Annotated in this window: 25 protein-coding genes; 8 read left to right on the top strand and 17 right to left on the bottom strand. The window is 61.8% G+C overall.

What is annotated here, in order from left to right:
* Window positions 1–194: 194 nt before the first annotated feature.
* Genes BT116_RS14355 through BT116_RS14370 form a run of 4 tightly spaced genes read right to left on the bottom strand, consistent with a single transcriptional unit; the run spans window position 195 to window position 3,322 of the window.
* The gene (locus tag BT116_RS14355) at window positions 195–1,562 is read right to left on the bottom strand and encodes a 4Fe-4S binding protein (protein WP_072344826.1); all 1,368 of its coding nucleotides are present in this window, start codon (window positions 1,560–1,562) and stop codon (window positions 195–197) included.
* Window positions 1,550–2,404, bottom strand: coding sequence for an FTR1 family iron permease (locus tag BT116_RS14360; RefSeq protein ID WP_072344829.1), 855 nt, complete (start codon window positions 2,402–2,404; stop codon window positions 1,550–1,552). Before BT116_RS14360 ends, BT116_RS14355 begins: the two co-directional genes overlap by 13 nt.
* A gap of 22 nt (window positions 2,405–2,426) precedes the next feature.
* Window positions 2,427–2,789 (bottom strand): cupredoxin domain-containing protein, encoded by a 363-nt coding sequence (locus BT116_RS14365; RefSeq protein ID WP_072344832.1) that lies wholly within the window; start codon window positions 2,787–2,789, stop codon window positions 2,427–2,429.
* A 2-nt stretch (window positions 2,790–2,791) separates the two neighbouring features.
* Window positions 2,792–3,322 (bottom strand): iron transporter, encoded by a 531-nt coding sequence (locus BT116_RS14370; protein ID WP_072344835.1) that lies wholly within the window; start codon window positions 3,320–3,322, stop codon window positions 2,792–2,794.
* A gap of 204 nt (window positions 3,323–3,526) precedes the next feature.
* Between BT116_RS14370 and BT116_RS14375 the strand changes: the two genes are divergently transcribed.
* Window positions 3,527–3,754 (top strand): DUF3079 domain-containing protein, encoded by a 228-nt coding sequence (locus BT116_RS14375; protein WP_072344838.1) that lies wholly within the window; start codon window positions 3,527–3,529, stop codon window positions 3,752–3,754.
* 162 nt (window positions 3,755–3,916) lie between these two features.
* Here BT116_RS14375 and BT116_RS14380 read toward each other — a convergent pair whose 3' ends face one another.
* The 3 genes from BT116_RS14380 to BT116_RS14395 all read right to left on the bottom strand — a co-directional run bounded on the left by BT116_RS14380 (window position 3,917) and on the right by BT116_RS14395 (window position 9,626).
* Window positions 3,917–5,656: a dipeptidase gene (locus BT116_RS14380; RefSeq protein WP_072344841.1), complete on the bottom strand. Its 1,740-nt coding sequence runs from the start codon at window positions 5,654–5,656 to the stop codon at window positions 3,917–3,919.
* 282 nt (window positions 5,657–5,938) lie between these two features.
* Window positions 5,939–7,939 carry a peptidase U32 family protein gene (locus tag BT116_RS14390; RefSeq protein ID WP_072344848.1) on the bottom strand — a complete coding sequence of 667 codons (2,001 nt, stop codon included), beginning with the start codon at window positions 7,937–7,939 and terminating at the stop codon, window positions 5,939–5,941.
* A 118-nt stretch (window positions 7,940–8,057) separates the two neighbouring features.
* Window positions 8,058–9,626 carry a sensor domain-containing diguanylate cyclase gene (locus tag BT116_RS14395; RefSeq protein ID WP_072344850.1) on the bottom strand — a complete coding sequence of 523 codons (1,569 nt, stop codon included), beginning with the start codon at window positions 9,624–9,626 and terminating at the stop codon, window positions 8,058–8,060.
* Between the two features lie 127 nt (window positions 9,627–9,753).
* Here BT116_RS14395 and BT116_RS14400 point away from each other — a divergent pair, with 127 nt between their 5' ends.
* Complete coding sequence (locus tag BT116_RS14400; RefSeq protein ID WP_072344853.1) at window positions 9,754–10,212, top strand: metallophosphoesterase family protein; 459 nt, start codon at window positions 9,754–9,756, stop codon at window positions 10,210–10,212.
* 9 nt (window positions 10,213–10,221) lie between these two features.
* Here BT116_RS14400 and BT116_RS14405 read toward each other — a convergent pair whose 3' ends face one another.
* From BT116_RS14405 to BT116_RS14415, 3 genes are read right to left on the bottom strand one after another with little or no spacing between them, the layout of a single operon-like run.
* Window positions 10,222–10,461, bottom strand: a complete 240-nt coding sequence (locus tag BT116_RS14405) for a TIM barrel protein (RefSeq protein ID WP_371914173.1) — start codon at window positions 10,459–10,461, stop codon at window positions 10,222–10,224.
* Between the two features lie 29 nt (window positions 10,462–10,490).
* A complete protein-coding gene (locus tag BT116_RS14410) occupies window positions 10,491–11,585 on the bottom strand; it encodes an alkene reductase (RefSeq protein WP_072344858.1) in 1,095 nt (364 codons plus the stop codon).
* A gap of 44 nt (window positions 11,586–11,629) precedes the next feature.
* On the bottom strand, window positions 11,630–12,469 hold the full coding sequence (locus tag BT116_RS14415; RefSeq protein ID WP_072344861.1) for a pirin family protein: 840 nt from the start codon (window positions 12,467–12,469) through the stop codon (window positions 11,630–11,632).
* A gap of 121 nt (window positions 12,470–12,590) precedes the next feature.
* On the opposite strand from BT116_RS14415, the gene BT116_RS14420 reads away from it, so the two are divergent.
* The 6 genes from BT116_RS14420 to BT116_RS14445 all read left to right on the top strand — a co-directional run bounded on the left by BT116_RS14420 (window position 12,591) and on the right by BT116_RS14445 (window position 18,739).
* Entirely contained in the window at window positions 12,591–13,505 is a 915-nt protein-coding gene (locus BT116_RS14420; protein ID WP_072344864.1) for a LysR family transcriptional regulator, read from the top strand.
* Between the two features lie 429 nt (window positions 13,506–13,934).
* Window positions 13,935–15,260 (top strand): flavin-containing monooxygenase, encoded by a 1,326-nt coding sequence (locus tag BT116_RS14425; RefSeq protein ID WP_072344867.1) that lies wholly within the window; start codon window positions 13,935–13,937, stop codon window positions 15,258–15,260.
* Window positions 15,260–15,670, top strand: coding sequence for a RidA family protein (locus BT116_RS14430; protein WP_003201555.1), 411 nt, complete (start codon window positions 15,260–15,262; stop codon window positions 15,668–15,670). Before BT116_RS14425 ends, BT116_RS14430 begins: the two co-directional genes overlap by 1 nt.
* Window positions 15,671–15,680: 10 nt before the next feature.
* Entirely contained in the window at window positions 15,681–16,355 is a 675-nt protein-coding gene (locus BT116_RS14435) for a DUF1028 domain-containing protein (protein WP_072344870.1), read from the top strand.
* Window positions 16,348–17,517 (top strand): acetylornithine deacetylase, encoded by a 1,170-nt coding sequence (gene argE / locus BT116_RS14440; RefSeq protein WP_072344873.1) that lies wholly within the window; start codon window positions 16,348–16,350, stop codon window positions 17,515–17,517. The genes BT116_RS14435 and argE overlap by 8 nt, the downstream gene beginning before the upstream one ends.
* Before the next feature lie 181 nt (window positions 17,518–17,698).
* On the top strand, window positions 17,699–18,739 hold the full coding sequence (locus tag BT116_RS14445; protein ID WP_072344876.1) for an ABC transporter substrate-binding protein: 1,041 nt from the start codon (window positions 17,699–17,701) through the stop codon (window positions 18,737–18,739).
* Between the two features lie 158 nt (window positions 18,740–18,897).
* Here the strand turns inward: BT116_RS14445 and BT116_RS14450 are convergent, their stop codons facing one another.
* The 7 genes from BT116_RS14450 to BT116_RS14480 form a co-directional block, all read right to left on the bottom strand.
* Entirely contained in the window at window positions 18,898–19,821 is a 924-nt protein-coding gene (locus tag BT116_RS14450) for a LysR family transcriptional regulator (protein WP_072344879.1), read from the bottom strand.
* 210 nt (window positions 19,822–20,031) lie between these two features.
* On the bottom strand, window positions 20,032–21,234 hold the full coding sequence (locus BT116_RS14455; RefSeq protein ID WP_072344882.1) for an NAD(P)/FAD-dependent oxidoreductase: 1,203 nt from the start codon (window positions 21,232–21,234) through the stop codon (window positions 20,032–20,034).
* A gap of 239 nt (window positions 21,235–21,473) precedes the next feature.
* Window positions 21,474–21,848, bottom strand: coding sequence for a response regulator transcription factor (locus BT116_RS14460; RefSeq protein ID WP_072344885.1), 375 nt, complete (start codon window positions 21,846–21,848; stop codon window positions 21,474–21,476).
* A gap of 149 nt (window positions 21,849–21,997) precedes the next feature.
* The gene (locus BT116_RS14465; protein WP_072344888.1) at window positions 21,998–22,816 is read right to left on the bottom strand and encodes a helix-turn-helix transcriptional regulator; all 819 of its coding nucleotides are present in this window, start codon (window positions 22,814–22,816) and stop codon (window positions 21,998–22,000) included.
* 5 nt (window positions 22,817–22,821) lie between these two features.
* Entirely contained in the window at window positions 22,822–23,361 is a 540-nt protein-coding gene (locus BT116_RS14470) for a kinase inhibitor (protein ID WP_072344891.1), read from the bottom strand.
* A 101-nt stretch (window positions 23,362–23,462) separates the two neighbouring features.
* The gene (locus BT116_RS14475) at window positions 23,463–24,122 is read right to left on the bottom strand and encodes a response regulator transcription factor (protein ID WP_072344895.1); all 660 of its coding nucleotides are present in this window, start codon (window positions 24,120–24,122) and stop codon (window positions 23,463–23,465) included.
* Window positions 24,119–25,570, bottom strand: coding sequence for a sensor histidine kinase (locus BT116_RS14480; RefSeq protein WP_072344898.1), 1,452 nt, complete (start codon window positions 25,568–25,570; stop codon window positions 24,119–24,121). The genes BT116_RS14475 and BT116_RS14480 overlap by 4 nt, the downstream gene beginning before the upstream one ends.
* Window positions 25,571–25,886: the final 316 nt, after the last annotated feature.

Below are 25,886 nucleotides of genomic sequence, written 5' to 3' on the forward strand. Positions count from 1 at the left end.
CCAGAAGCGGAACGCGGAGCGTCCCTGGCGGCATTCCCACGCAGGAGCGTGGGAACGATCGAGCCGCCAATCCCCTGTGGGAGCTTGCTCGCGATGACGGTGGTCAGTCACATGCATGTCGGGCGTGCCTGGCCTCATCGCGAGCGAGCTCGCTCCCACAGGGTTTTGTATCGAATCTAGGTGTTGTGAACACATCACCATCCCCAGAACTGTAGCCACCAGCCATAACTCACCAGACTGCTGGCCAAGACCAGGCAGGCCATGGCAGGCCATCGTTGGATCGGTGGAGTCTGCGCCTGCTGCAGGCGTTTGCAGCCCAGCCATAAACTCCAGGCTATCGCCGCTATCAGCAATACGGCCCGAGCCGGTTGTACCCATTCCAGCAATAGACCTTCATAGCGCAGCAGTTTGACCGTGGTGGCCGACAAGCCAAGGAACAACCCTGCACCGCCAAGGGGCGTCAGGGTGATGGCTAAGGGCGGATATTGTGTGCTGTCACCCGAGAGGCGTGCCGCCAGGCGCATCAGCAGCATCAGCGAAGTGCCTACCAGTAGCGCATTCATGCCCAGGTACGCAACGATGCAAAAACCATCGAGCCAACTGAAACTGTCATTGAGTTGCGGATAGTGCGTCAACAGCCACCAGGGCGCATTGTCCTGGAGTGCCCAGAGCCAATCATGACCGACCAGCCATTGGGCCAGGCTTTGCTTGAGGTCGATGAACCATGGGCTGACAGTCCACTGGAAGGCGCCCATGGCCAGGCCGATGACACCGAACAACAACAAGCGAACATCCCAGGGCGAGAGGGTGCTAGCCGTCGAGTGCAGGATTTCCTCACTGCTGGAGCGGGCAATCAGGCGCACCGCATCGCGCTGGCCGCTGCAGCGTCCACAGGCGTGGCAATCGGCGGCGCCGCGCATGCGGCGGATGTCCAGCAAGGGCGCGCAGTTGGGAGGAGGGCGGCGCGGTGCGGGGTTTTCCAGCCAGCGTTGTTCGTCCACCTGAAAGTGCACCGGCGCCAAGCGAGCGAGCAGGGAAAAGACGCCGCTGACCGGGCACAGGTAACGGCACCACACCCGCTTGCCCCGGGCGAACAACAGGCCGACGATCACCGCAGCGACGGTCGAGCCGCCCAGGATCAGCAACGCCGCCTGGGCATAGTCGTAGACGCTGATCAGTTGACCGTAGAGGGTCGTCAGGCAGAACGCCAAGGTCGGCCAGCCAGCCCAGCGCAAGCCGCGCGGGACCCCTAAGCCCTTGCCGTACTGGCTGGCCCATTCGCTCAAGGCGCCTTCCGGGCACAGCACGCCACACCAGAGCCGCCCGAACAACACGATCGACAGCAACACGAACGGCCACCACAGGCCCCAGAACAGAAACTGCGCCAGCAGCGTGAGATTGTCGAACAGGCGTGCCTGGCCGCTGGGCAATGGCAGCAGGGCCGGCACCACCAGCAGCACCGCGTAGAACAGCACCACCACCCATTGCACGGCACGAATGGTTGCACCGTGGCGCCGCATGCCGTCGCCCAGGCGTTGGAGCCAGGGGTTCAGGTCGGGCATGGCAGGTTTTCCGCCTTGCGTTGCCGCAGCCAGCCCACGACGACGCCCCAATAGCCCAGCCACACCAGCAGCGTCATCGCACTCGGGCTGGCCCGATACCCGGTGAGGTCCGCCAGGAACCCGCCGAAACCATGGCCGTCATCGAGTATCGCGCTGCTGTCCCACAGCGCGTCGCCAATGGCGCGATACACCGCCTCGGGCCAATCCATCGCGAGCAGTTGCCCGCCGACCCGCTCGATACCGCTGACCAGCAACGCCGCCCCCAACAGCAGCAGGATCGCTTCGCTGATGGCAAAGAAACGCGGCCATGAGATGAACCGGCGGCTGCTGTGTAGCAAGGAGACGGTCAACAGCGACAGCACTAGCCCGGCCAGCGCGCCCACAGCGAACAAGCCCAGTTGCGGCCCTTGCAGGCGCGCACCGGCGCCATACAGGAACACCACGGTTTCACTGCCTTCGCGGCTGACCGCCAGCAGCGCCAGCATCAACAGGCCCAGGCCGCCCTGGCGGCTCAGGCGCTGGTCGGCGTGGCGTGTCAGGTCATGCCTGAGCGTCCTTGCGTTTCGATGCATCCAGCCGACCATCTGCACGATCAGCAAGCTGGCGACCAGTGCCAGCGACGCTTGGAACCATTCATTGGCCGTCCCGCTCATGGCCTCGCCGGCCAGCAGGATCAGGCCGGCCAGCACGCCCGAAAGCAACAGGCCCAGCGCCGCGCCGGTCCATACATAGCACAACAGCTGGCTGGCCTGGTGTTGCCGGCTGACCCAGGCCTGGAGAATCCCGATCACCAACAATGCCTCGACGCTTTCACGCCAGACAATGAACATCGATTGAGTCATGCAAATGCCTCCTGCTGACCAACTACTGAGCGAGAATCCCGCTCTCGGGCAGTTGCGGATTGAATTCGTCGAAAAACGGATAGTGCCCCGGGCGCAGTGGGTGGATGACCACGAAGGTCGTGACACCGGGCGAGAGCACTTTCTCGACGCGCAAAGGCGTGCTTTCGAACTCCGCCGGGCCTTGGCCGATGTTCTTGAGCACGATCTTGAAGCGTTGCCCGGCCGGTACTTCCAGTTGCGACGGCGTGAAATGCCCGTCGCGTATGCTCAGCTCGTAGGTCGGCAGTTCGGCATGGGCGATCGAGGGCAGCAGCAAACCGGCCAGCGTCAACCAGGCCAGGCGTCGATGAGTCGCGACGTGCCGTGGGCAAGATGAGCGGCACATGCTCAGTACCCGCCTTTTTTACCGATCCCGGCGTAGACGAATTCGTAATGCAGTTCGCAACGTTCGAACCATGGCGCCACGCCGGTTTCCTTGTCGGTATGACGACCGAGGGAGCCATGGCCGCCAGGCGGCAGGAGGGTGAACGTCAGTTGATATTTGCCCGGGCCGAGCAGCTTGACGTTGTCGCCGTAGTGTGGCCCGTCGTTGGCGACCATGGCGTGGAAGTCACCCTTGAGCTCGGTGCCGTTGCCTTGTTTCTTCAGTTGGAACGACACATTGAGGTAGGGCACGAAACTGCCTTCCTGGAAGCCCTGCTTATTGTCCGCCGTGGCGCGGATGTCGGCCTCCAGGTGCACGTCGGAATCGGCAGTGGCGCGCATCATCCCGGCCGGGGCCATTTCAATCGGCTGCAAATACACCGCACCGACCTCCAGTCCCGGGCACAGTTGCGGTTCGCCGATGGGGTATTCCTTGGCCTGGGCCAGCGGTGCGAGAAACAGCAGGGCCAGAGGCAGAGTTGCAAGTGTGCGCATGATGACTTCCTGGTTGGCTAAATGATGGCGCCGAGTCTAGGAAGCTTTGCTGCGAATAATAATGATTCTTGTCAATTTTCAGCGCGAATTTTCCAACAACGAGTGACGACTCGTTCCTGCGCGGTTGTTCTTGATCGCGATCAAGGGGCACGGCGCCCCGACGCGGTAGGGTGCGGGTACACCCATCCGTTATACGGGGTCGTCATGGCAAAGCCCTTTCCCATCAGTCCCAAACATCCCGAGCGCATTTGCTGGGGGTGTGATCGCTACTGTCCGACCAGTGCGCTGGCCTGCGGCAACGGTGCCGATCGAACAATGCATCCGGCTGAGATGATAGGGGAGGATTGGTACCTGCACGGGGATTGGGGGTTGGAGCTGGTCGATATCACCGCCAAGGTCATCGATCCAAGCGCCACTCACCCGAAGCAATGAAATAAACCTGTGGTGAGGGGCACCTGTGGTGAGGGGATTTATCCCCGCTCGGTTGCGCAGCAACCGCAAAATCTTGGGACTGCTGCGCAGTCCAGCGGGGATAAATCCCCTCGCCACATTTAGAACCCGGCAAACCTCGATGGCTTTGCCAAGCAGGGGTATCTACAACTTCGGCAACTGCCCGATCCGCCCCATCATCTCGGTCACGATCTGCAAGTCCAACAGGAACTGCTCGACCGTCTTGAACTCGTTGTCGTTGTGACCGGTGTACTTGACGTCGGGCATGGCCAGGCCGAATTGCACGCCATTGGGCAAGTCATGAACCGAAGTGGCGCCGGCAGAGGTGCCGTATTTGTGTTCCATGCCCAGGTTTTCACTTGCCACGGCCAGCAGTGCCTTGACCCATTCCCCCTCGGGGTTGCGGTACATCGGCTCGTCAATGGAATAGTCGAAGGCCACCGCGACGTGGGACTTCTTGCTCCAGGCGGCCAGTTTGTCGGCGATTTCAGTCTTGAGGGCTGCTGTGGTCTTGCCCACTGGCACACGCAGGTTGACCGCCACCTTGAAGGTCTTCTCGTCCATGCCGACGTAGGTCAGGGACGCGGTCAGCGGGCCCATGAAAGCATCGGAAAAACCAATTCCCAGTTTGCTGCCCAGGTAGTCCAGGCCCCAGTTGTCGGCGACATAGCGGGCGGCGTCGGTGATGTGGTTGCGTTTGAGCGCGACCTTGCCGTCCAGGCTATTGATGAAGTCCAGCATTCTGGCCACCGGGTTGACGCCTGACTCGGGTTCGGAGGAGTGGGCGGACACGCCAGTGAAGGTCAGTTGGACGTCCTTGCCGACAACCTGGCTGGCCACCTCGAAGTGACCGCCATTGCGCTTGGTATAGTCGGTACCGGCCTTGAGCAGGCTGCTGGCCAGTTCGGCGGGCTTGTCGCTGGCGAAGGTGGCAACGGACGTCGACGGAATCTGATTGGTCGCCAGGCCGCCCGTCAGCGCGGTAATTTCTGCACCCTTGCCCTGTGCAGTGCGTCGGGTGAAGTTCGCCATGACGGTGCCATAGCCTTTTTCGGCGATCACTACGGGGTAGCCGCCATCCAGCGCCAGGTTGTAGTTGGGCGTCGGGTTGCGTTCGAAGTAATAGGGGATGGCGTCGCCAGTGGTTTCCTCGGTGGTGTCGACCAGCAGCTTGAAGTTGCGCGCCAGCGGCAGTTTCTCTTCCTTGATGACTTTCATGGCATAGAGCGCGACCACGATGCCGTTCTTGTCGTCCTCGGTACCGCGGCCATACATGCGGTCGCCCACCAGGGTGACCTTGAACGGGTCGAGGCGGGTGCCATCTTTCAACACCCAGTTTTCCGGCGTTACCGGCACCACGTCGGCATGGGCGTGAATGCCGACGACTTCGTCACCGCCGCCTTCGAGGGAAATCTCATAGACGCGGTTATCGATATTGCGGAAGTTGAGGTTGAACGCTTCGGCCAGGCTTTTGATCTTGTCGGCGATCTTGAGAAATTCCGGGTTCTCGTGCTGGGCGACGTCGTCCTTGCGAAAAGTCGGGATGGCGACCAGTTCCTTCAGCGTCTCGGTGGCCGCTTGGCCGTATTTCACTCGGGCATAGAGACCTAACAGGCGATGGATTTCATTCTGCTGTTCAACTGAAAGGGTTTTGTTGCCTTGGAACGCGCTGATGGCCGGGCCGAGGTTGGCGGTTTTGCCCAGGTCGCTCTTGGCCACGTCGGCCAGGAACTGCCTGAAATCGGTGACAGAGGTGTTGGAGAAGGTTTTGACGATGGCTGCGCCCTGTTGGGCGGTGATGTTGGCGAGTGCTGGTGTGGTGATTGAAGCGAGGCTGGACAGCAGCAGGGTGGTCACTGCCAGATGTTTGAGCGAGAAGTCCATTGCTGGGCATTCCTTTGCAGGCGGTAGGAGACAAGTGTCTGATTTGATGACACAAACGCTTGCAACCTAACACCGGGAGGAAAGGGTGGGGGAGTCCTGCAGGAAAATCTGTCGCACAGCGAAGCAAAAACGGCGCAGAAATGAAAAATGGCGCAGGGCCATCAAACACCCGAAAACCCATGTGGCAGCGAGCTTGCTCGCGAAGGCGGCGATACATTCAGCCTCAATGCAAGCAGGCCCGCCGCTATCGCGAGCAAGCTCGCTGCCATAGGTGCGTATTGCTTAATGCGGTGCGCGGGGGATCGTCTTGAGCAGGTCTTCAGGGCTGATGTGGCCGACCACGGGCTGCGCCGTGCTGCCAGGCAATGGCAGGTCGAGGATGTGTCCCTTGATCTTGCCGACCACATGCATTTCGCAGGGTTTGCAATCGAACTTCAGCGTCAGCACTTCATCACCGTGTATCAGCTGCATCGGCGCCACCTTGGTGCGCACGCCAGTGACCCCCTTGGCCTGCTTGGGGCAGAGGTTGAACGAGAAGCGCAGGCAGTGCTTGGTGATCATCACCGGCACTTCTCCCGTTTCCTCGTGGGCCTCGAACGCCGCGTCGATCAGCTTGACGCCGTGACGATGATAGAAGTCCCGGGCCTTCTGGTTGTAGACGTTGGCCAGGAACGACAGGTGCGATTCCGGGTACACCGGCGGCGGGTTGGTCTCGGCCTTGCGGCCACCGCGTGGGTGGGCTTTGATGCGGGCGTCGGTCAGGGCCTCGATGGCTTCGCGGCGCAAGGCCTTGAGCTGCGAGTTGGGGACGAAGAACGCCTGGGGCGCATCCAGCTCGATCGCGGTGGCGTGGTATTCGGTGGTGCCCAGTTGGCCGAGCAGGTCGTGCAATTGCTCCAGGGCCTGTTCCGGCTTGTTGGCCTGGCCGAACGGTCCGTCCAGGGCGACGCTGGCGCTGATGCCTTCTTCGCTGGTGGCGGTCAGTTCCAGGCGCTCTTCGCGCAGGCGCGCAACCCAGGCCAGGCCGACGCGGCGTTCGGAGGAGGTCTTGAGCAACGCTTGCTGCCAGTTGTGGTCCAGGTTGCGGCTCAACGGGTGGTTGGGGCGCAACTGGTACATGCCGGCCGGCATCTCGTTGGGTTCGACACGGTAGCGGTAACGCTTCTGGCCGTCCTCTTCGAACTCACCCTTGGGCTCGGCGATGTTGGCGCGGAAACCGACGACTTCGCGCTTGACCAGCACATTGAGGCCGTCGCCGTTGGACAGCGGATCGAAGGTCACCACGTGCAGGTCACGTTTGCCGACTTTTTCCACCACGCCCACCGGCACGCCCGTAAAGGTCGGCGAATCGAAGGCGCCGATGTCGATCTTGCGTTCGCTGACGAAATAGTCGGTGCTGCCACGGTGGAAGGTCTTGTCCGGGTCGGGGACGAAGAAGTGCGCGGTGCGGCCGCTGGACGCGCGGGCCAGGTCCGGACGGTCTTCGAGGACATCGTCCAGGCGCTGGCGGTAATAGGCGGTGATGTTCTTCACATAACCCATGTCCTTGTAGCGCCCTTCGATCTTGAATGAACGCACGCCGGCTTCGACCAGGGCACGGATGTTGGCGCTCTGGTTGTTGTCTTTCATCGACAGCAGGTGTTTTTCGTAGGCGACCACCCGGCCCTGGTCGTCCTTGAGGGTATAGGGCAGGCGGCAGGCCTGGGAGCAGTCGCCACGGTTGGCGCTGCGGCCGTTCTGGGCGTGGGAGATATTGCACTGGCCGGAAAACGCCACGCACAGCGCGCCGTGGATGAAGAACTCGATGGCCGCCTCGGTCTCGTCGGCGATGGCGCGGATTTCCTGCAGGTTCAGCTCACGGGCCAAGACCAGTTGCGAGAAACCAGCCTGGTCGAGGAACTTCGCTCGGGCCAGGGTACGGATGTCGGTCTGGGTGCTGGCGTGCAGCTCGATGGGTGGAATATCCAGCTCCATCACCCCCAGGTCCTGGACGATCAGCGCATCGACACCGGCATCGTACAACTGGTGGATCAGTTGGCGGGCGGGCTCCAGCTCATTGTCGTGCAGGATGGTGTTGATGGTCGTGAACACTCGGGCGTGGTAGCGATGGGCGAACTCCACCAGCCGGGCAATATCGCCCACTTCGTTGCAGGCGTTGTGACGTGCGCCGAAACTCGGGCCACCGATGTACACGGCGTCGGCGCCATGCAGGATGGCCTCGCGGGCGATGGTCACGTCGCGGGCGGGGCTGAGCAATTCCAGATGATGTTTGGGCAAGGACATTTGTTTTTAGTCAGGCTGGTCACGGTCGAAGCGAGCATTGTAGCCGCCAGGCGCCTTGCAGGCACCTGTGGACTTGGGTTTGCACGAACTTGACCGATACGCGGCGCTCCTGCTGGGGTCACCCAGGCGTCGAGCCGGCGCTGCACCAGCGGTTGCGCCCGGTGTTCTTGGCCAGGTAAAGGAAGGCGTCCGCGGCCCTGATCAGCATGGCCGGGGTGACGTCCTCGCCGCTCGGCTGGCAGGTGGTGACGCCCGCGCTGATGGTCACGATGCCCAAGGGATGGTCGCCATGTTCAATGTTCAAGGCCCTGACCGCTTCGAGGATTTGCTGTACGACCTGGGTGGCGCCGGCGCTGTCGGTGTTTGGCAACAGCACGGTGAACTCTTCACCGCCGTAGCGGACAGCCAGGTCGCCCGGCCGCTTGATGGTCTGCCTGAGCGCGGCTGCAATCGCCCGCAGGCAATCGTCCCCGGCGGCATGGCCGTATCTGTCGTTGAAACGCTTGAAGTAATCGACGTCGAGCATGATCAGGGCCAGGGACGAACCCTGGCGCCTGGCCAGGCGGATCTCATCGGCCAGGGCGATGTCCAGCCGCCTGCGGTTGCCCAGCCCGGTCAGGCTGTCGGTCAGCGCCATGTCGCGCATGGCCTGGTGGGCGCTGCGAATCTGCTTCTCCATGGCCATGCGGTAGCGCAGTTGGCTCAACACGATGAGCCCGAAGCCCACCAGTATCGCGATCAGGAAAATCAGCACCAAACCGGTCTTGAACAGGTCGCGGCGCCAGGGCGCGATGATCGATTCGCGGGACAAGCCGGCTTCCACCACCAGCGGGTAAGTGGTCAGGGCCCGGTAGCCGTATAGGCGCTCGGTGTCGTCGACGACGGCCTTGGCTTCGGCAACCCCTTGGTTGGAGGTGGGTAGATGTTCTCTGAAAATCACGCTGTTAACCAGGCTCTTGCCAATCACCGAAGCGACGAAGGGACGTCGGACCAGGATCGTTCCGCTGCGCTTGGCCAGGACCAGCGCGCCTTTGTCATCGATCTTGAAGTCGCCGTAGTAGTCGACGAAATAGCTCACCTTCACTGTTCCCAGCAATACGCCGGCAAACGAGCCATCGGGGTTGTTCAGGCGGCGGGAAATGGGAATGATCAGGTCATTGGTGGAACGGCTCTTAACGACGTCACCGATGCGCACGCCTTGATCGTTGTGGGTGCGGTGGTATTGGAAGTAGTCGCGGTCGGCGTTGTTCGCCATTTCCGGGATCGTCTCCTTGTCCGTCGCCAGCCATTGGCCGTCCGGGCCATAGATAAACAACCCGTGCAGTTGCGGCATGATGGCGGCCTGCTGCACCAATAGCTTATGGATGCGTGGGATATCCATGTTCTGCAGGCCATCGCCCTCCACCCGTTCGGCGAGGGCGGCGGTGACCACATCCACTTGTCGAATGGTGTCTTCAGCGTGCTGGGCCGTCGCCCGCGCCAGGTTCGTCACTGAATCCCGGGCAGATGCAAAAGCGGCGCGGTAGTCGCGCCAGGTCCGCCAACCTTCGACAGCCAGGAAGGCCACAACCACCACCAGCATGAAGCTCACGGTGAGCCGCAACGCCGCTCCGGCCTGGGCGCTCTGGGGAGAAAAGACCTCATCAGTGTTTTCAATCTTTGGCTCTGGCCGTTTGCGTCCGAGCATCAACATTTCCTTTTACGACGGGTCTGCACACTATTGATGCGCAGCCTATCTTATTCGATTTCAGCACGTTAGCTTGCTACGACGAGGCAGGTACAACCGGCGACACACGATTGGGGAGAGAGGTTTCATGAAAGTTGGCGTCATTTCCGACACCCATGGTCTGCTCCGCCCGCAAGCGCTGGCAGCATTGCAAGGGTGTGAGCGTATCATCCATGCCGGTGACATCGGCAACCCCGAGATCCTGGATCAATTGGCGTCGATTGCGCCATTGCACGTGGTGCGCGGCAATAACGACCTGGGGGCCGATTGGGCCGGGCCGCTTGCTGACCGCCTGCAATTCGACCTGTGCGGGTGGCAGGTCTTGCTGGTTCACGACATTGCCGATGTACAGGACTCGCTCGACCCGGGCGTGAACTGGGTGATCAGCGGCCATTCCCACAAGCCGGGCATCGAATGGCGTGGCAACCGGCTGTACCTGAACCCTGGCAGCGCCGGCCGGCGGCGGTTTACGCTGCCGGTGACGCTGGCGTTGGTCGAGGTGAGCGCTGGCGCGATCGAGCCGCGGCTGGTCCAGTTGCTGGAGTGATGGACACGCTTACTTGAAGTATTTGTCGACGTAGGACTGGATTTCCTTGCGCATGAAGCGCCCGGATTCATCCGCCCGCTCTTCCCAGCCGAACACGCACGCGGTGACGATGCCGTCGAAGCCGGTCTTGGCCAGTTCACTGAAGAACAGGTCCCAGTCGATCTCGCCCTGATGCATGTCCATATGCTGGTGGATGCACGCCTTCCACGCCGACGTCGATGTCGGGGTCCGTCGGGTTGGACAATCGATTCATGGACCGCACGGAAGGCTATTGGGTATTAAGCCTCTTGGCCTGCTTGAGCCTCTGTCAGGGTCGGATAGTCCGTATAGCCCCGCTCGTCGCCCTGGTAGAACGTCGATGCGTCAGGGGCGTTCAGCGCCTGGCCCCGCTTGAACCGTTCCACCAGGTCGGGGTTGGCCAGAAACGGCGTGCCGAATGCCACCAGGTCTGCTTCTCCACGGCTGATGGCAGTGGCCGCGCGTTCGGCGCTGTAGCCGCCATTGGCAATGTACGTCCCGCCGAAGCGACGCTTGAGTTCCAGGAAGTCGAACGGGCCTTCGCCCAATTCCACGATGTGCAGGTAAGCCAGGCCGTAGCGGCTGAGCATTCTGGCGGTGTAGTCGAAGGTCGCTTGCGGGTTGCTGTCGCTCATCGAGAAGTAACTGAAGATCGGCGACAGGCGCACACCGACACGGCTGGCGCCAAAGACTTCGATCACCGACTCGACCACCTCCTTGAGGAAACGGGCACGGTTCTCGATCGAGCCGCCGTAGGCATCGGTCCGTTGGTTGGTGCCATCACGCAAGAATTGGTCGATCAGGTAGCCGTTGGCGCCATGGATCTCCACGCCGTCGAAGCCGGCCAGCTTCGCGTTGGCCGCGGCCTGGCGGAAGTCGGCGACCACACCGGGGATTTCATCGAGCTCCAGGGCCCGTGGTAGTTCATAGGGCTTGAGACCTTCGGCGGTGTAGATCTCGCCATCGGCCTTGATTGCCGAGGGGGCTACGGGTTGGGCGCCGTTGACCTGCACCAGCGGATGAGAAAGACGGCCTACGTGCCAGAGCTGCAGAAAGATCTGTCCGCCCTCGGCATGAACTGCGTCGGTCACCTGTTTCCAGCCGGTGATTTGCTCAGGGGTAAAGATCCCTGGCGTTCTCAGGTAACCCTTGCCCTGGGCCGAGACCTGGGAACCTTCGCTGATGATCAGGCCGGCGCTGGCGCGTTGGCTGTAGTACTCGGCCATCAGGGGCGTGGCGGCGTCACCGGTACCTGCGCGACTGCGGGTCATGGGGGCCATGATCATGCGGTTTTTCAGGGACAGCTTGCCGACCTGGGCGCGGGACAGCAGAAGATCGAGACCGACGTTGCTCATGATTCACCTCAAAAGAGAACAGATAGGATTGAGTCGAGGGGCGGCTAGGCCAGCCGGCCCTCTTGTTGCAAAAGGGCGCCGATGCGCTGGATTTCTTGCTCGCCTTTTTCCAGGGCTGCCTCGCTGGTGTGCACGGAGTAATAACCCATCACCAGGTCGTGAGGATGCTTGACCGCCGAGCCGAGCACGAAGGAGGTAGCGCCCCGGGCAACGATGTCGATGGCTGCGCCGGATTCTTCGAACACCACCATTTCCCCGGCATTGACGTTGCCGCCAGCCTCGAGGCTTCCGCTGTTGACCGCCAGCCAAGCGACGGTGTGCCCAGCCGGTGGCGTATAGCGCCAGCGTTCCTGGTCTTTCAATTGCACGGCCAGGTAGTTCATGCCCGCCGGGGCTGCAACGCTGCTGCGAGCCGCGCCATATTGGCCGAGCAGCACCCGCACCGGACCTTCCTGGGGGATATCGGCGGGTGCCAGGTAGACGCTGTGGGCCGGAGCGTTTTCTTCAGTGGCCGGCAGTGCGACCCAAAGCTGGAAACCGTGGATCGACGAGCTGCCGACTGGCCGCGCGTCGTGCCATACGCCGTTACCGGCTTGCATCCACTCCATGCCACCGCTGGGCAGTACACCCGATTGCCCAGTGGTGTCTTCGTAGGCCACCTGACCTCCGATCATGTAGGTCAGCGTCGCGATACCGGAATGCGGGTGCATGCCGAAACCTCTTTGCATGGCATCGGCGTTGAAGGCGAAGTGATCGAGAAACACGAATGGCTTGCAGAGCTGGCCCAGGTCACCGGGGCTCATGAGCCGGGTGATCGGCCCGTGGCTGTTGCCGGAGGTGCGATGGACGATGGCGCGGGGCGGTGCTGCGACGATGCTGTTCATGGGGGGCCTCCAAGTCTTGGGCGTTGGGCTTCGATGCGAGAAGGATAAGTGCCTGCCAATAGATTGATTAGCCGATACAATCGGATTGAACTCATCCATAAAGCGAAGGAATGTCAGTGCCATGCTCGATCTCAACGATGTTGCGCTGTTCGTTCAGGTGGTCCGCAGCGGCAGCTTCGCCGAAGCCGCTAGACGCTTGGGCATGCCTTCCAATACCGTCAGCCGACGGGTTCAGCAGTTGGAGGCCCAGCTTGAATCGCGACTTCTGCAGCGCTCGACCCGCAAACTCACCCTGACTCATGCGGGCCAGGGGTTTTATGAGCGCTGCGTGGATGCTGTGGACGGCCTGATGGATGCCGGACAGGAACTGATGATGGGCAGCGAGGAACCCAGCGGCCTGGTGCGCATCGCGGCGATGGCGGATTTTTTCGATTTCTTCCCGATGCAATGGGTGGCCGACTTTTTAGCCGCGCATCCGCGAGTGCAACTTGATTTCGTGCTCAGCGACGCCCGGGTCGATCTGATTGCCGACCGTATCGACGTTGCCTTTCGCGGCGGCCCCTTGCAGGACTCGGGGTATGTCGGTCGCCAACTGCTCAAGAACGACGGTGACGGCATGGTCGCCAGCCCCGCGTACATTGCCGCGCGCGGCGCACCGCTTTCGTTGCAGGATCTGGCTCACCACGACGGCGTGAGTTTCGCTCATCCCGGCGGCATGACCCATTGGCGATTCGTTGGCCCGGACGGCATCGAGGAACAGGTGCAGATCGCCAGCCGATTCCACGCCAACACCGCCCAGGCGTTGCGCAGGGCGACCGTCGCCGGCCTTGGCATCGCCGTGTTGCCGGGGGCGCTGAGCAGCCTCGACCTGGAAGCCGGAAGGCTGGTGCGTGTCCTGCCACAATACCAACGCGTCGGCTTCGGTCTGAATGTGCTCTATCCGAGCCGGCGGCAGTTGCCGCTGGCGGTTTCGGCTTTCATCGGGTTGGTGGTGGAGAAGCTTGAGCTCAAGGCGTTTCCGGCGCGGATGCAGTGAGTGAGCCATCCAGGCCGGTGTCGTGGCGGGATAAGCCCGTTGTGCCGCACCTCAATACCGTGGCGAGGGAGCTTGCTCCCGCTGGCTGCGCAGCAGCCTAAAAGCTGGACGCAGTCCGCCTGACAGACCTTGGTGATAGGTTTAGGGCCGTTGCGCAGCCCAGCGGGAGCATGCTCCCTCGCCACCGGTTCCGCATGTCTCAGCTGCAAACAAGACTCGCCTTGTTCCTTTGGGTATCACGCCCGGGCAGTAGCCCATTTTTTTCCTTCCCAGCAACGATAAAAACCCTCGTTTCGCAAATCTTCCCCCGCCAACACAATCGCCTCGACATCTGATCTCGATAGCTGCAAGCGCAGCACCACAAAAGATAGAAACCCGAGGCGGCGCTATGCCGGCCTGAACCAAACCTACTGCCGGAAGTGCACAGACATGCCCGTTGAAACCCTACGCATCGACACGCTCGTCATAGGCGCCGGCCAAGCCGGCATCGCCATGAGTGAGCACTTGAGCCGGCAAGGCGTGCCGCATCTCGTGGTGGAGCGAAGCCGCATTGCCGAGGCTTGGCGCACATCACGTTGGGATTCACTGGTCGCCAATGGCCCGGCCTGGCATGACCGTTTTCCGGGGTTGGAATTCGAGGGACTCGGTCCTGATGACTTCGCGACAAAGGACCAGGTGGCCGATTATTTCGAAACCTATGCCAACAAGTTCAACGCACCGATCCGTACCGGCGTGGAGGTCAGGAAAGTCGAGCGCAATGTCGGCCGTCCGGGGTTCACCGTTGAAACCTCTGAAGGCTTGATCGAGGCGATCCATGTCGTCGTCGCCACCGGGCCCTTCCAGCGACCGGTGATTCCACCGATTGCGCCGGACATGGCGACGGTCACCCAGCTTCACTCGGCCCAGTACCGCAATCCCCGGCAATTGCCCGAAGGGGCTGTGTTGGTGGTGGGCGCCGGGTCGTCGGGGGTGCAGATCGCCGATGAACTGCGGCGCGCCGGCAAACAGGTCTATCTCTCGGTGGGCGCCCACGATCGTCCGCCCCGGGCCTATCGCAACCGCGACTTCTGCTGGTGGCTGGGCGTGCTGGGCGAGTGGGACGCGGAGGCGGTCCAGCCGGGCAAGGAGCACGTCACTATCGCGGTGAGCGGTGCCCGTGGTGGCCATACCGTGGATTTTCGCCGGCTGGCCCACGAGGGCATCACCCTCGTGGGACTGACGAAATCGTTCAATGGCAGCGTGGTGACCTTTGAACCGAATCTGGCCGAAAACATCGCCCGCGGCGACGAAAACTACCTGGCGCTGTTGGATGCCGCCGACGCCTACATCGCCCGCAACGGCCTGGACCTGCCGCTAGAACCTGAAGCTCGTCACCGGCTGCCTGATCCGCAATGCCTGACCCAGCCGATCCTGGAACTGGACCTGGTCGCCGCCAGCGTGACCAGTGTCATCTGGGCCACCGGCTACTCGGTTGACTACAGCTGGCTGAAGGTCGACGCCCTCGGCGCCAATGGCAAACCTCGGCATCAGCGTGGCGTTTCCACTGAACCAGGCCTGTATTTCGTCGGCTTGCCCTGGCTGTCGCGACGGGGCTCGGCGTTCATCTGGGGCGTCTGGCATGACGCCCGGCATATTGCCGACCACATCGTGAAGCAACGCATTTATCTCGCCTATCAAGATGCTGCCCAGCGCCAGGCGTCGGCACTCGACAGCGATTCACAGCGTTCGAAAACCAGTCTCACGGGAGTTCGTTGATGCCTACTCACACGCGTATTCGCATGTTCAATACCAAGGACACCTACCCGAACCAGACGCTGGACAACGATCTGTGTCAGGCCGTGCGCGCCGGCAACACCGTCTACGTGCGCGGCCAGGTCGGCACCGACTTCAACGGTCAACTGGTGGGGCTGGGCGATCCACGCGCCCAGGCCGAGCAGGCCATGCGCAACGTCAAGCAATTGCTGGAAGAGGCCGGCAGCGACCTGAGCCACATCGTCAAGACCACGACGTACCTGATCGACCCGCGCTATCGCGAGCCGGTGTACCAGGAGGTCGGCAAGTGGCTCAAGGGCGTGTTTCCGATCTCCACCGGCTTGGTAGTCAGTGCCCTGGGCCAGCCGCAGTGGCTGATGGAAATCGACGTGATCGCGGTGATCCCTGAATAAGGAACGGAACATGACCTTTTCCATCGTCGGACGCTGCGCCGAAACCGGCCAGTTGGGCATCGCCATCAGTTCCTCGAGCATTGCCGTCGGCGCCCGTTGCCCCTGGTTGCGCGCGGGCGTCGGCGCGGTGTCGAGCCAGAACATTACCCTGCCGGCCCTGGGCCCGCAGGTGCTCGATGAACTGGCCGACGGGCTGGCCGCGCAAGCGGCGCTGGAGCGGACCCTGGCGCGCAACGGCTACAGCCAATACCGGCAAGTGGCGGTGATCGATGCCGAGGGCCGCACGGCGATTTTCAGCGGCGAGCATACCCTGGGCACCCACAACGCCGTGGCCGGTAAGCAATGCGTGGCGGCTGGCAATCTGTTGGCCAGCGCTGGGGTGATCGAGGCCATGGTCACAGCCTTCGAGCAGGGCGGTGGTTGTCTTGCGTCACGCTTGATGAGCGCGTTGCAGGCCGGGCAGGCGGCGGGCGGGGAGGCCGGAGCGGTGCATTCGGCGGCGCTGTCGGTGGTCGATGACCTGACCTGGCCCATCGTCGATCTGCGGGTGGATTGGGCCGAGGAAAATCCCATCGGCGAGCTGCAGAAACTCTGGCTCGCCTATCAGCCGCAACTGCAGGATTACCTGACCCGTGCGCTCAACCCGACCCAAGCGCCGAGTTATGGAGTGCCGGGTGATGAGTGAGCCGCGCAGTCGCGCGCTGCTTGTCGAGCTGGTGAGCTTTGCCACGGTCAGCCGCGATTCGAACCTGGCCTTGATCGAGTTCGTTCGCGACTACTTGCAAGGGCTGGGCGTGAACAGCGAGCTGATCTACAACGCTGAGCGAACCAAGGCCAACCTGCTGGCGAGCATTGGCCCGGCGGTGCCCGGTGGCGTGGTGTTGTCCGGGCATACCGATGTGGTGCCGGTGGACGGGCAGGCCTGGACGGTCGATCCGTTCTGCCTGACCGAGATGGATGGGAAATGGTTCGGGCGCGGCACGGCGGACATGAAGGGTTACCTGGCCTCGGTGCTCGCGGCGGTGCCGGTGTTCTTGGCCAGCCCGCTTCGGCGACCGGTGCACCTGGCATTTTCCTATGACGAAGAGGTGGGTTGCCTGGGTGTTCACAGCTTGTTGGAGGTATTGGTTCGGCGGATTGCGCAACCGGCCCTGTGCCTGATTGGCGAACCCACCCAACTCCGACCGGTGCTGGGGCACAAAGGCAAGCTGGCGATGCGTTGCCATGTCCGAGGGGCGGCTTGTCATTCGGCCTATGCCCCTTACGGGGTCAACGCCATCGAACAGGCGGCGCGCCTGATCGGGCGGTTGGGCGAGATCGGCGCGCAACTGGCCGAACCCTCGCGGCACGACCCGCGCTTCGACCCGGCGTTTTCCACAGTGCAGGTCGGGGTGGTCCGCGGCGGCACGGCGCTGAACATCGTCCCGGCGGACTGTCGCTTCGATTTCGAGGTGCGCGCCTTGCCGGATTTCGATCCCCTCGTGGTGGTCGAGCAATTGCAAGGCTATGCCGAGCAGACCCTGCTGCCGGCCATGCAGGCGGTGGCGGCGGATACCGCTATCCGCTTCGAACCGTTGTCGGCCTACCCGGGCCTGGCCACTTCGCCTGACAGCGCGGCCGCCCGGCTGGTTGCGCAGCTATGCGGCAGCGACGCGTTCGGCACCGTCGCCTTTGGCACCGAAGGCGGCCTGTTCCATCAGGCCGGGGTGCCGACGGTGGTCTGTGGCCCCGGCAGCATGGACCAGGGGCACAAGCCCGACGAATACGTGAGCGTTGAACAAATGGCCGCCTGCGACCGCTTGATGGATCGCCTGGCGAGCTATCTCTGTGAACCCAATGATTGCTGACCGCAAGGTGCCTGAGGAGGACGATTTCAATGGAGGGAAATTCCTCGCGGTCAGCCAGGCGACACCTATGAACAGGCCGACAAGAGCCTTTGCTGTAGACCCTGCCGCCCGTATTTACGGTCACTTTTGAGTCCCGTCACCGGCTCGTGCGGGCGAGTCGGTATTTTCGAGGAACCGCTCCATGTCCAGATCCTTGCGTTGCAATATTGCGTGTGCCCTGGCGTTGCTGAGTACCAGTGTCCTGGCCGCGCCACAGAGCCTGACCGTGATTTCCTTCGGCGGCGCCACCAAACAGGCCCAGGACAAGGCCTACTTCCAACCTTTCAACGCCAGCGGCGCGGGAAACGTCGTGGCTGGCGAATACAACGGTGAACTGTCGAAGATCAAGGCCATGGTCGCAGCCGGCCACACCAGCTGGGACGTCGTCGAAGTGGAGAGCCCCGAGCTGTTGCGTGGTTGTGAGGAGGGGCTGTTCGAGAAGCTCGACCTGGGACGCCTGGGCGACCCGGCGAACTATGTGCCAGGAGCGCTCAATGAATGTGGGGTCGCCACCTACGTCTGGTCGATGGTCCTGGCCTATGACCAGAGCAAGCTCGCCAAGGCGCCCAAGTCCTGGGCGGATTTCTGGAACGTTGCCGAGTACCCGGGCAAACGCGGCCTGCGCAAGGGCGCCAAATACACCTTGGAAATCGCCTTGCTGGCCGACGGGGTCAAGGCGCAGGACGTGTACAAGGTGCTGAACACCCCGGAAGGCGTGTCCCGGGCATTCGCCAAGCTCGACCAGATCAAGCCGAACATCCAATGGTGGGAAGCCGGCGCGCAACCGGCCCAGTGGTTGGTGGCGGGGGACGTGGCGATGAGTGCGGCCTACAACGGCCGCATCGCGTCGGCGCAGAAGGAAGGCATGAAGCTGAGCATCGTCTGGCCGCAGAGCCTCTACGACCCGGAGTACTGGGCCGTGGTCAAGGGCACGCCGAACAAGGCCCTGGCCGAGCAGTTCATTGCCTTTGCCAGCCAGCCGCAGACCCAGAAGGTATTTTCGGAAAACATCCCTTATGGGCCGGTGCACCGCAAGACGCTGGCGCTGTTGCCGACGGCGGTACAGGAACAGTTGCCCACCGCCGAGGCCAACCTGGCTGAGGCCCAAGCCGTGGACGCGGAATTCTGGGTCGACCATGGCGAGGAACTGGAACAACGTTTCAACGCCTGGGCGGCTCGCTAGACATAACACCTGTGGCGAGGGGATTTATCCCCGCTGGGCTGCGCAGCAGCCCCAATGCAGCCAACTCCATATCACCTGATATCTTGGATGTCAGGTTTTGGGGGCGCTGCGCACCCCAGCGGGGATAAATCCCCTCGCCACAAAAGCCGTGTTGCGCTTCATATTTCTTGGCTCGGCAGCCATTGCCTGAACTGTTCCTTGCAGTAGTCGACAAACAACTGGGCCGGCTTGGTGAGGTGCGCGCGCTTGAGCCAGCCTGCCACCAGTGCCGAACCGGTCACGTTCTCGGCGATGTCGACGCACACCAGGTGTTGCCCATCGTAGGTGCAGGTGGAGTGCGGGCGGGTCACCAGCACGGCAAAACCAAAGGACTGGCCGACCATGCCCCGCACCATCTCGATGGATGGCGAGCTGAAGACAATGTTGGGCGTCAGGCCCAGCTCCTCGAAGATGCTCACGAAATAAGTGCGACTGGGCTGCACATCCAGCAGGATCATCGGTTCGAGGGCCAGGTCGCGCAGCGACACCTGGGCCTGGTCGGCGAAGCGATGCCCCACCGGCAACAACGCGTAGGGGCGTTGCGGCGCCGTCAGTGCTTCGGTCTCGATGGTACTGTCGAGGTCGTGTTCATAAAAAATCGCCAGGTCGAAACGCCCCCCGGTCAGGCCTTGCACCAGCTCCTGTTGCTCACCATCCTGCACGCGGATTTCCACCCCCGGGAAGCGCTGGCGAAAGCCCGCGATCAGCCTTGGCAGGTAGAGTGGGGCGACGGTTTCGAAGCAGCCGATGTCGATCTGCCCGCTGACCACATCGTTATCGGCCAGCGCATTCTGCTCGAACTCCCGGGCCATGCGCAGCAGCTCCTGGGCCTTGCGATAGAAGCGCGCGCCGCCGGGCGTCAGCGATACGCCCTGGGCGTGATGACGAATGAGCAATTGCACACCGAAACTGTCTTCCAAGCCCTTGATGGCGGAGGCGATCGACGGCTGGGCGATGTACAGCTTGCGAGAGGCTTCGGCGACGCTGCCACATTCGACGGTGGTGACGAAGTACTTCAACTGACGCAAGGAATAGGACGCCACGGCACACCTCGATCCGGATGATTTCTGCCTACCTTACCTTGTGCACGGAGGGCGATGGGCGGGCATTGATGCGGATTTTGCTGGGCAGTGACGATATTCAGGCTGGCTTGGTGACGAGTACCGGAAAAAAACGCCTGCCCAAGGATCGTTGGCAGGCGTCTGGGAAAGACCGGCAAAGAAAGGAGGACTGGCCGGGAGGGAGAACGGGTTTCAGGCTACCGGGATCAACGGATCGGCGGCGGCCAGGGCGGTTGCGCGATCAGCCACGGGCGGGTAGATCCACACCGTGTTGATCTGGGTCTTGAGGTCCTTGGCTTCCTGCCCGACCAACTTGAGCTGGCGATCCCAGCCTTCGGTATACACTGCGCCCCAGGCCCCCAGGTCCAGGCAGGTCACATACTTGGGTTGGCTGTAGGCCATCGGCGCGACGCCCAGCAAGTCGGCCGCGACGTTGTTGCCGGCATAGCGGCCCAGGGCGATGGCGTGCTGGCAGGACATCGCCGCATAGTTGCCCAGCGTGTCGGTGGCGGCGTAGGCCACGTCGCCGCTGGCGAATATGTCGTTCTGGCCCAGGACTTTCAGGTTGGCATCGACATGCAGACGACCCTGGCGATCGCGGGTAGCGGGTACCTGTTGGGTCAACGGACTGGCGCGGAACCCCACGGTCCAGATCACGGTATGGGACTCGATGCGTTGGCCGCTCGACAGGGTGACGCCACCGGCATCCACCGATTCGACCGAAGCGTTGAGGATCCACTCGATACCCAGGTGCTCGGACGCCTCGACAATGGATGGACGTATGCCATCGCCCAACGCTGCGCCAATCTGCGGCCCGCGATCCACCACGATGACCCGGATGTCCGCGTCCTCGCCGAGGACCGCGCGCAGGCGTGCGGGCATTTCGGTGGCGGTTTCGATCCCGGTAAAGCCGCCACCGGCCACCACCACGGTGTTGCGGGCCGGGCTGTCCGGCAGAGTTTTCAGCGACTTGATATGGGCTTCGAGACGGGTGGCCTGTTCGATTTCATCAACGTCGAAGGCATGCTCGATCATGCCCTCCAGGTCGGGGCGAACCAACTGGCTGCCCGCCGCGAGCACCAGTCGGTCATAGCCCAGGGTGCCCTGGGTACCGAACACATCCACATAGCCCACTCGTTTGTTGTTGACATCGATACTGCTCGCCGAGCCTTGTACGAATTTCACGCCCACCGCGTCGAACAGACTGCCCAGCGGTGCCGCCATGGTGTGGACGTCCGGCTCGTAGAAACGAGGACGAATGCGCAGCTCAGCCTGGGGGGCCAGGACGCTGATCTCCACGTCATGACGATCGTGTCGGTCCAGCAGTCGGGCCGCGCTCAACGCGCTCCAGACCCCACCGAAACCTGCGCCGACAACCAGAATACGTTGTTTCATGATGAGCTCCCGAAGACAAAAATCGATACGTTGAATGGTTTAACTGTTTCAGCGTGACCGTGTCGCGAGGCACCCAAAAAGCGCCTGGCTGCAATGAGTTGCCATCGAGCACATTCAGTTTCGGTTCGCTGTAGGGGAAGCTTATTGGCAGGACCTGTGTTTAACACTTCTACATAAGGTCATCGCGCCTATGCCTGGGTAAGGGGGGATCTATACGAAGGTATGAGGGCGCGCTGCAGTCAAGCAGGCCGGGCCAGTACCGCTTCGATGCAGGCGATCAATTCGGCGCAGTCGAAGGGTTTCGGGAAAAACGCCACCGGCTCGGGCATACCGGCGCTGACACGGGGGGGCATGCCAGGGTATCCGGTGATGAAGATGATCGGGGGATGAATGCCCAGGGTCGATAATCGATCGTACATCTGAATGCCCGTCATGCCAGGCATTTGAATATCCGATATCAGGCACGCAGTGTTTTCAAGTTCGCAGGAAGATAAAAAATCCAAGGCGCTGGCGTATGTTTTAACCCGATATCCGTGGGAACGTAACAAACCATCCAATGCAATTCGTACTGACTCATCGTCATCAATGATTGAAATGATTGCAGCGCTGGACATGTCGATACCTGGAGTTTGATATCAGGTAGCCATAAAGGCGCCCGTGTCACTGCAAGATACGCTGTCCAATGGCCCCGCCAAGTATACGTGTGTATGAACTTTCCACCGCATCGCGGGGCAACAACAGGGAGGGAATCTCACCGGAATGCTTAAATCGTTGCCCGCAATTCACGTGGCGACAGGCCATAGCGTGAGCGAAAGCGCACCGCAAATCGTGAAGCCGAGGCGTAACCGCAGGCTCCGGCAATTTCACCGATGGGACGAGACGTTGTTTGCAACCGTTGCAACGCCGTCGCCAGTCGAACGCCTTCCAGGATGCTCCTGAAACTGTCCCCCTCATTCGCCAGTTGGCGGCGCAATGTCGACTCACCCAGGTTAAGTTGCTGGGCAACGCTCGCAACCGTCCAGTCTCTCTCCGGGCTGCCCATCACCATCTGCTGCACACGTTCGCAAATGGGATCGTTGCGCCCCATCAGCAAAGGTCCGATCTGGCCACCAAGGCACAGGCTCAGAAGAACCGCTTCCCCATAGAGCGTGCGTAATGCGTCCGGGGCGTTCGCATTGATGGAGGCCAACAGCTGATTCCATGCCTGGGTTGTGTGCCTGTCCAGAGGGACGCACAGATCGGTCTTCAGTGCACCGCGACGGCTCATGATCTGTTGGCTATATCGGCTGCTGAAGTTACGCAGTGTCGAGAGCGGAAAGGTGACCGCATCGGCGATGTAGTGACCGTGAGGGCCGGGGAAGTTTGAGATACCAAGCTCGCGTCCGGCCGGCATCAGAATCAGATGTTGCGGCCCCGCGCGCATCTCCCGATCATCCCATTGCAACAGTTTCTCCCCCTGTCGCACTCGACACAGGGTGGTCGCGAACACCGGTACCCTTGACAAGCTAAGGGGCTGTCGAGCCTGTATGACACACGCATCGATAATGTTTTCCCGGTGCTGTATGCCGTCACAAGCGCGCATCGTTTTTAACGTCCGTAAGTTGAAGTGATCGTCGCTTTGGCCAGGACGTTGGCATTGAGCATGTATCCAACCAAGGCGCCACTGGCCTCACCGTCGAGGGGTAGCTTATCGACTTTCAATGCCCATACGGTGAATTGATAGCGATGGGGCTTATCCCCTACAGGTGGGCAAGCCCCGCCAAATCCTGGCTGGCCATAATCGGTTCGCCCTTGTACGGCACCGGCAGGCAGGTTCGCTCCCACTCCACTTGGCAAGCTATGGGTAGAAGCGGGTAGGTTGACCACCGTCCAATGCCACCAACCGCTACCCGTCGGCGCATCGGGATCATAGACCGTGATCGCGTAGCTTTTAGTCCCCACGGGGGCGTTTGTCCAGGAAAGCTCAGGAGACGTGTTGCCACCTTCGCAACCGAAGCCCTGGAACACTTCGCGACTGGTCAGCGGACGGTTGTCAGCAATATCCCGGCTGGTCAGTGAGAAGTCGGCAGCGTATCCACTGAATGCTACTGCCATGGTGAGTGCAGGCAGGATTGATCTGAATTTCATCGTGATTCCATCCGGGGCTTGAGTGAAGTTCGAGTCTAGGTTGGACAAAGAGTGGTTACTGTGCCGAAACGCTCGGCCAAAGTGCCGAAATGCTCGATTGACTACCGGCCTGTGTCAGCCAGGCGCCATTCCAGCACCTGGGCCATGCGTACCAGATCGGCAAACGAGTGTGCGCACATCTTGCGCATGGCTTGGCCACGGTGAATCTTGACCGTGATTTCACTCAAGCCCAGTTCCCCGGCGATCTGCTTGTTCATCAGGCCTGACACCGCCAGTGCCATGACCTGCTGCTCCCGGGGCGTCAATGTGGCGTAGCGGTCAAGCACTTGCTGATGGCCGCGTTCGGCGTCGCGCCGCTGGCGGTCCTGGCGATGGGCGGCGGTCACGGCGTCGATCAGGTCTTGTTCGCGGAACGGTTTGGCGAGGAAATCCACGGCACCGGCCTTCATCGCCCGCACGGTCATGGCGATGTCACCGTGACCGGTCATGAACACAATCGGCAGTCGAACGTTGGCTGCGGCCAGCTCCCGTTGGCAATCCAGGCCGCTGGTGCCTTGCAGGCGCACATCCAGGACCAGGCAACTGGGCTGGTCGGGCCTGGGATGGTTCATGAACTGCGCGACCGAACCGAACAGATGGACCTGCAAGCCGATGGAGCGCAGCAGGCTGCCGAGGGATTGGCACAGCGGTGCGTCGTCATCAACGATATAGACGATGGGGGCGTTGTCGATGATCGGGCTTGCGGACTGTATGGAGGTCATTGCCCGCCCCCCGACAGAGCGGTGCCAGTGAGCCGCGGCAGTGCGAACTTGAACGAGGTGCCCTGGCCGGCCTCGCTGGTTGCCCAGATCCTGCCGTCATGGAAGTCGATGATGGACCGGCAGATGGACAGGCCCATGCCCAGGCCGTTTTCCTTGGTGGTAAAAAACGCATTGAACAAGCACGGCAGGACCTCGGAGGCAATGCCGGTTCCGTGGTCAGTCACCTCCAGCAGCACTTCGTCACTCTCCGTCCAGGTGCGTATATGCAGGGTTCGTGCATGTACCTTGACCCCGTCCATGGCGTGACAGGCATTGATGATCAGGTTGATGATCACTTGCTGCAGTTGCACCCGGTCTGCGCTAACCTGGCCGTCGGTCGCTGCCAGATCCACCTTGGCCCGGACTTTATGATGAGCCAGTTGCTGCTGGACTAGGTTCAGGGTCTCTCGGACGATGTCGTCCAGTCGCTCGGGCTGGCGCAACGGGTCGCACTTGCGCGACAGCGCCCTGATACCGCTGATGATCTCGCTGGCGCGACAGCCGTTGGCGACGATTCGGTCGAGGCAATCCAAGGCTTCCCCGAGATCGGGTTCCGGGCGCTTGAGCCACCGGCGACAGGCCTCGCCGCTGCTGGTGATGGCTGTCAGTGGCTGATTGACCTCGTGGGCAATGGACGCGGCCATTTCCCCCAGGGAGGTCAAGCGAGTGACGTGGGCCAGTTGGCTCTGGGTGCGAAACAACGCTTCTTCGGCCTGCTTGCTGGCAGTCACGTCCATGAGTGCGCCCAGATACTGGAAACGGCCATGCTGGACGAGCAGGGGGCTGGCGATCATGTGGATGTGCTTGATGCGCCCATCAGGCATCAGCAGCCGCAGCTTGACCTCGATCTGCGGTTCGCCAGCGGCGGCCTGCTGGAAAACTCCGCGTGCCAACTCCAGGTCTTCAGGATGGATGCGCTCCAGCATCATCGACACCGTTGGCGTCTTGCTGGGTGGATACTCGAAAATCCGTGCCGATTGCTCCGACCAGGACAACGTTTGTCGATCACCGCGAAAGCCCAGGCTGCCGGTCTGGCTCAGGCGCTGGGCGCCGGTCAGGTAAGCCTCGTTGTGCCGCAGGCTGTCGGAAGCCTGCTTGCTGCGCAGGGCCAGGAACGCAATGGCGGACAGCGCGGTCAGGCAACGGAAGAAGCCAGTGGTAGATTCCCAGCGGTGATAGCCGCCGTTATACAAGAACATCGCGGTGAGCAAGCCCATGCACAGCAGCGCGACGGTGATCACCAGATTGATGGAGAACAGGTTGGACGCCATCAACAGCAACGTGATGTACAGCAGGGTTGGCGCCAGGTCGGAATGGGTTTCGGAGTTGATGATGACAATCCCGCAGGCCACCACCAGGCCCACCGCCCAGCCCAGCGCGTTGACCAGCGGGTGGGTGCTGATTCCCATCGACGGCCGAGGCCCGCTCTGGCTTGGGCTGTATCGAAGGCTGTCATAGACGTTCTTGAACATCGCGGAGGGTAGGGGCACGCGGGCAGACCTTTTGTTTTTACGTGGTCTCGCTCTGGAGTGTCGGGGCGACAGAGCATCGGTTCGTATCTTAGAAGCGCCGCTTTGCCTGAGGTAGGACATAAAACCCTGAAATTCCGCCAAGCTGTGCCAACACCTCTTTGTGGCGAGGGGATTTATCCCATAGGCGCTAACCAAACTCCAAAAATAGTAAACTGATCCGCAATTGAGATGAGTTGCAAGGAAAGCAAGTGTG

The organism is Pseudomonas sp. NFACC16-2 (assembly GCF_900119205.1).
Lineage (GTDB): Bacteria > Pseudomonadota > Gammaproteobacteria > Pseudomonadales > Pseudomonadaceae > Aquipseudomonas > Aquipseudomonas fluorescens_Q.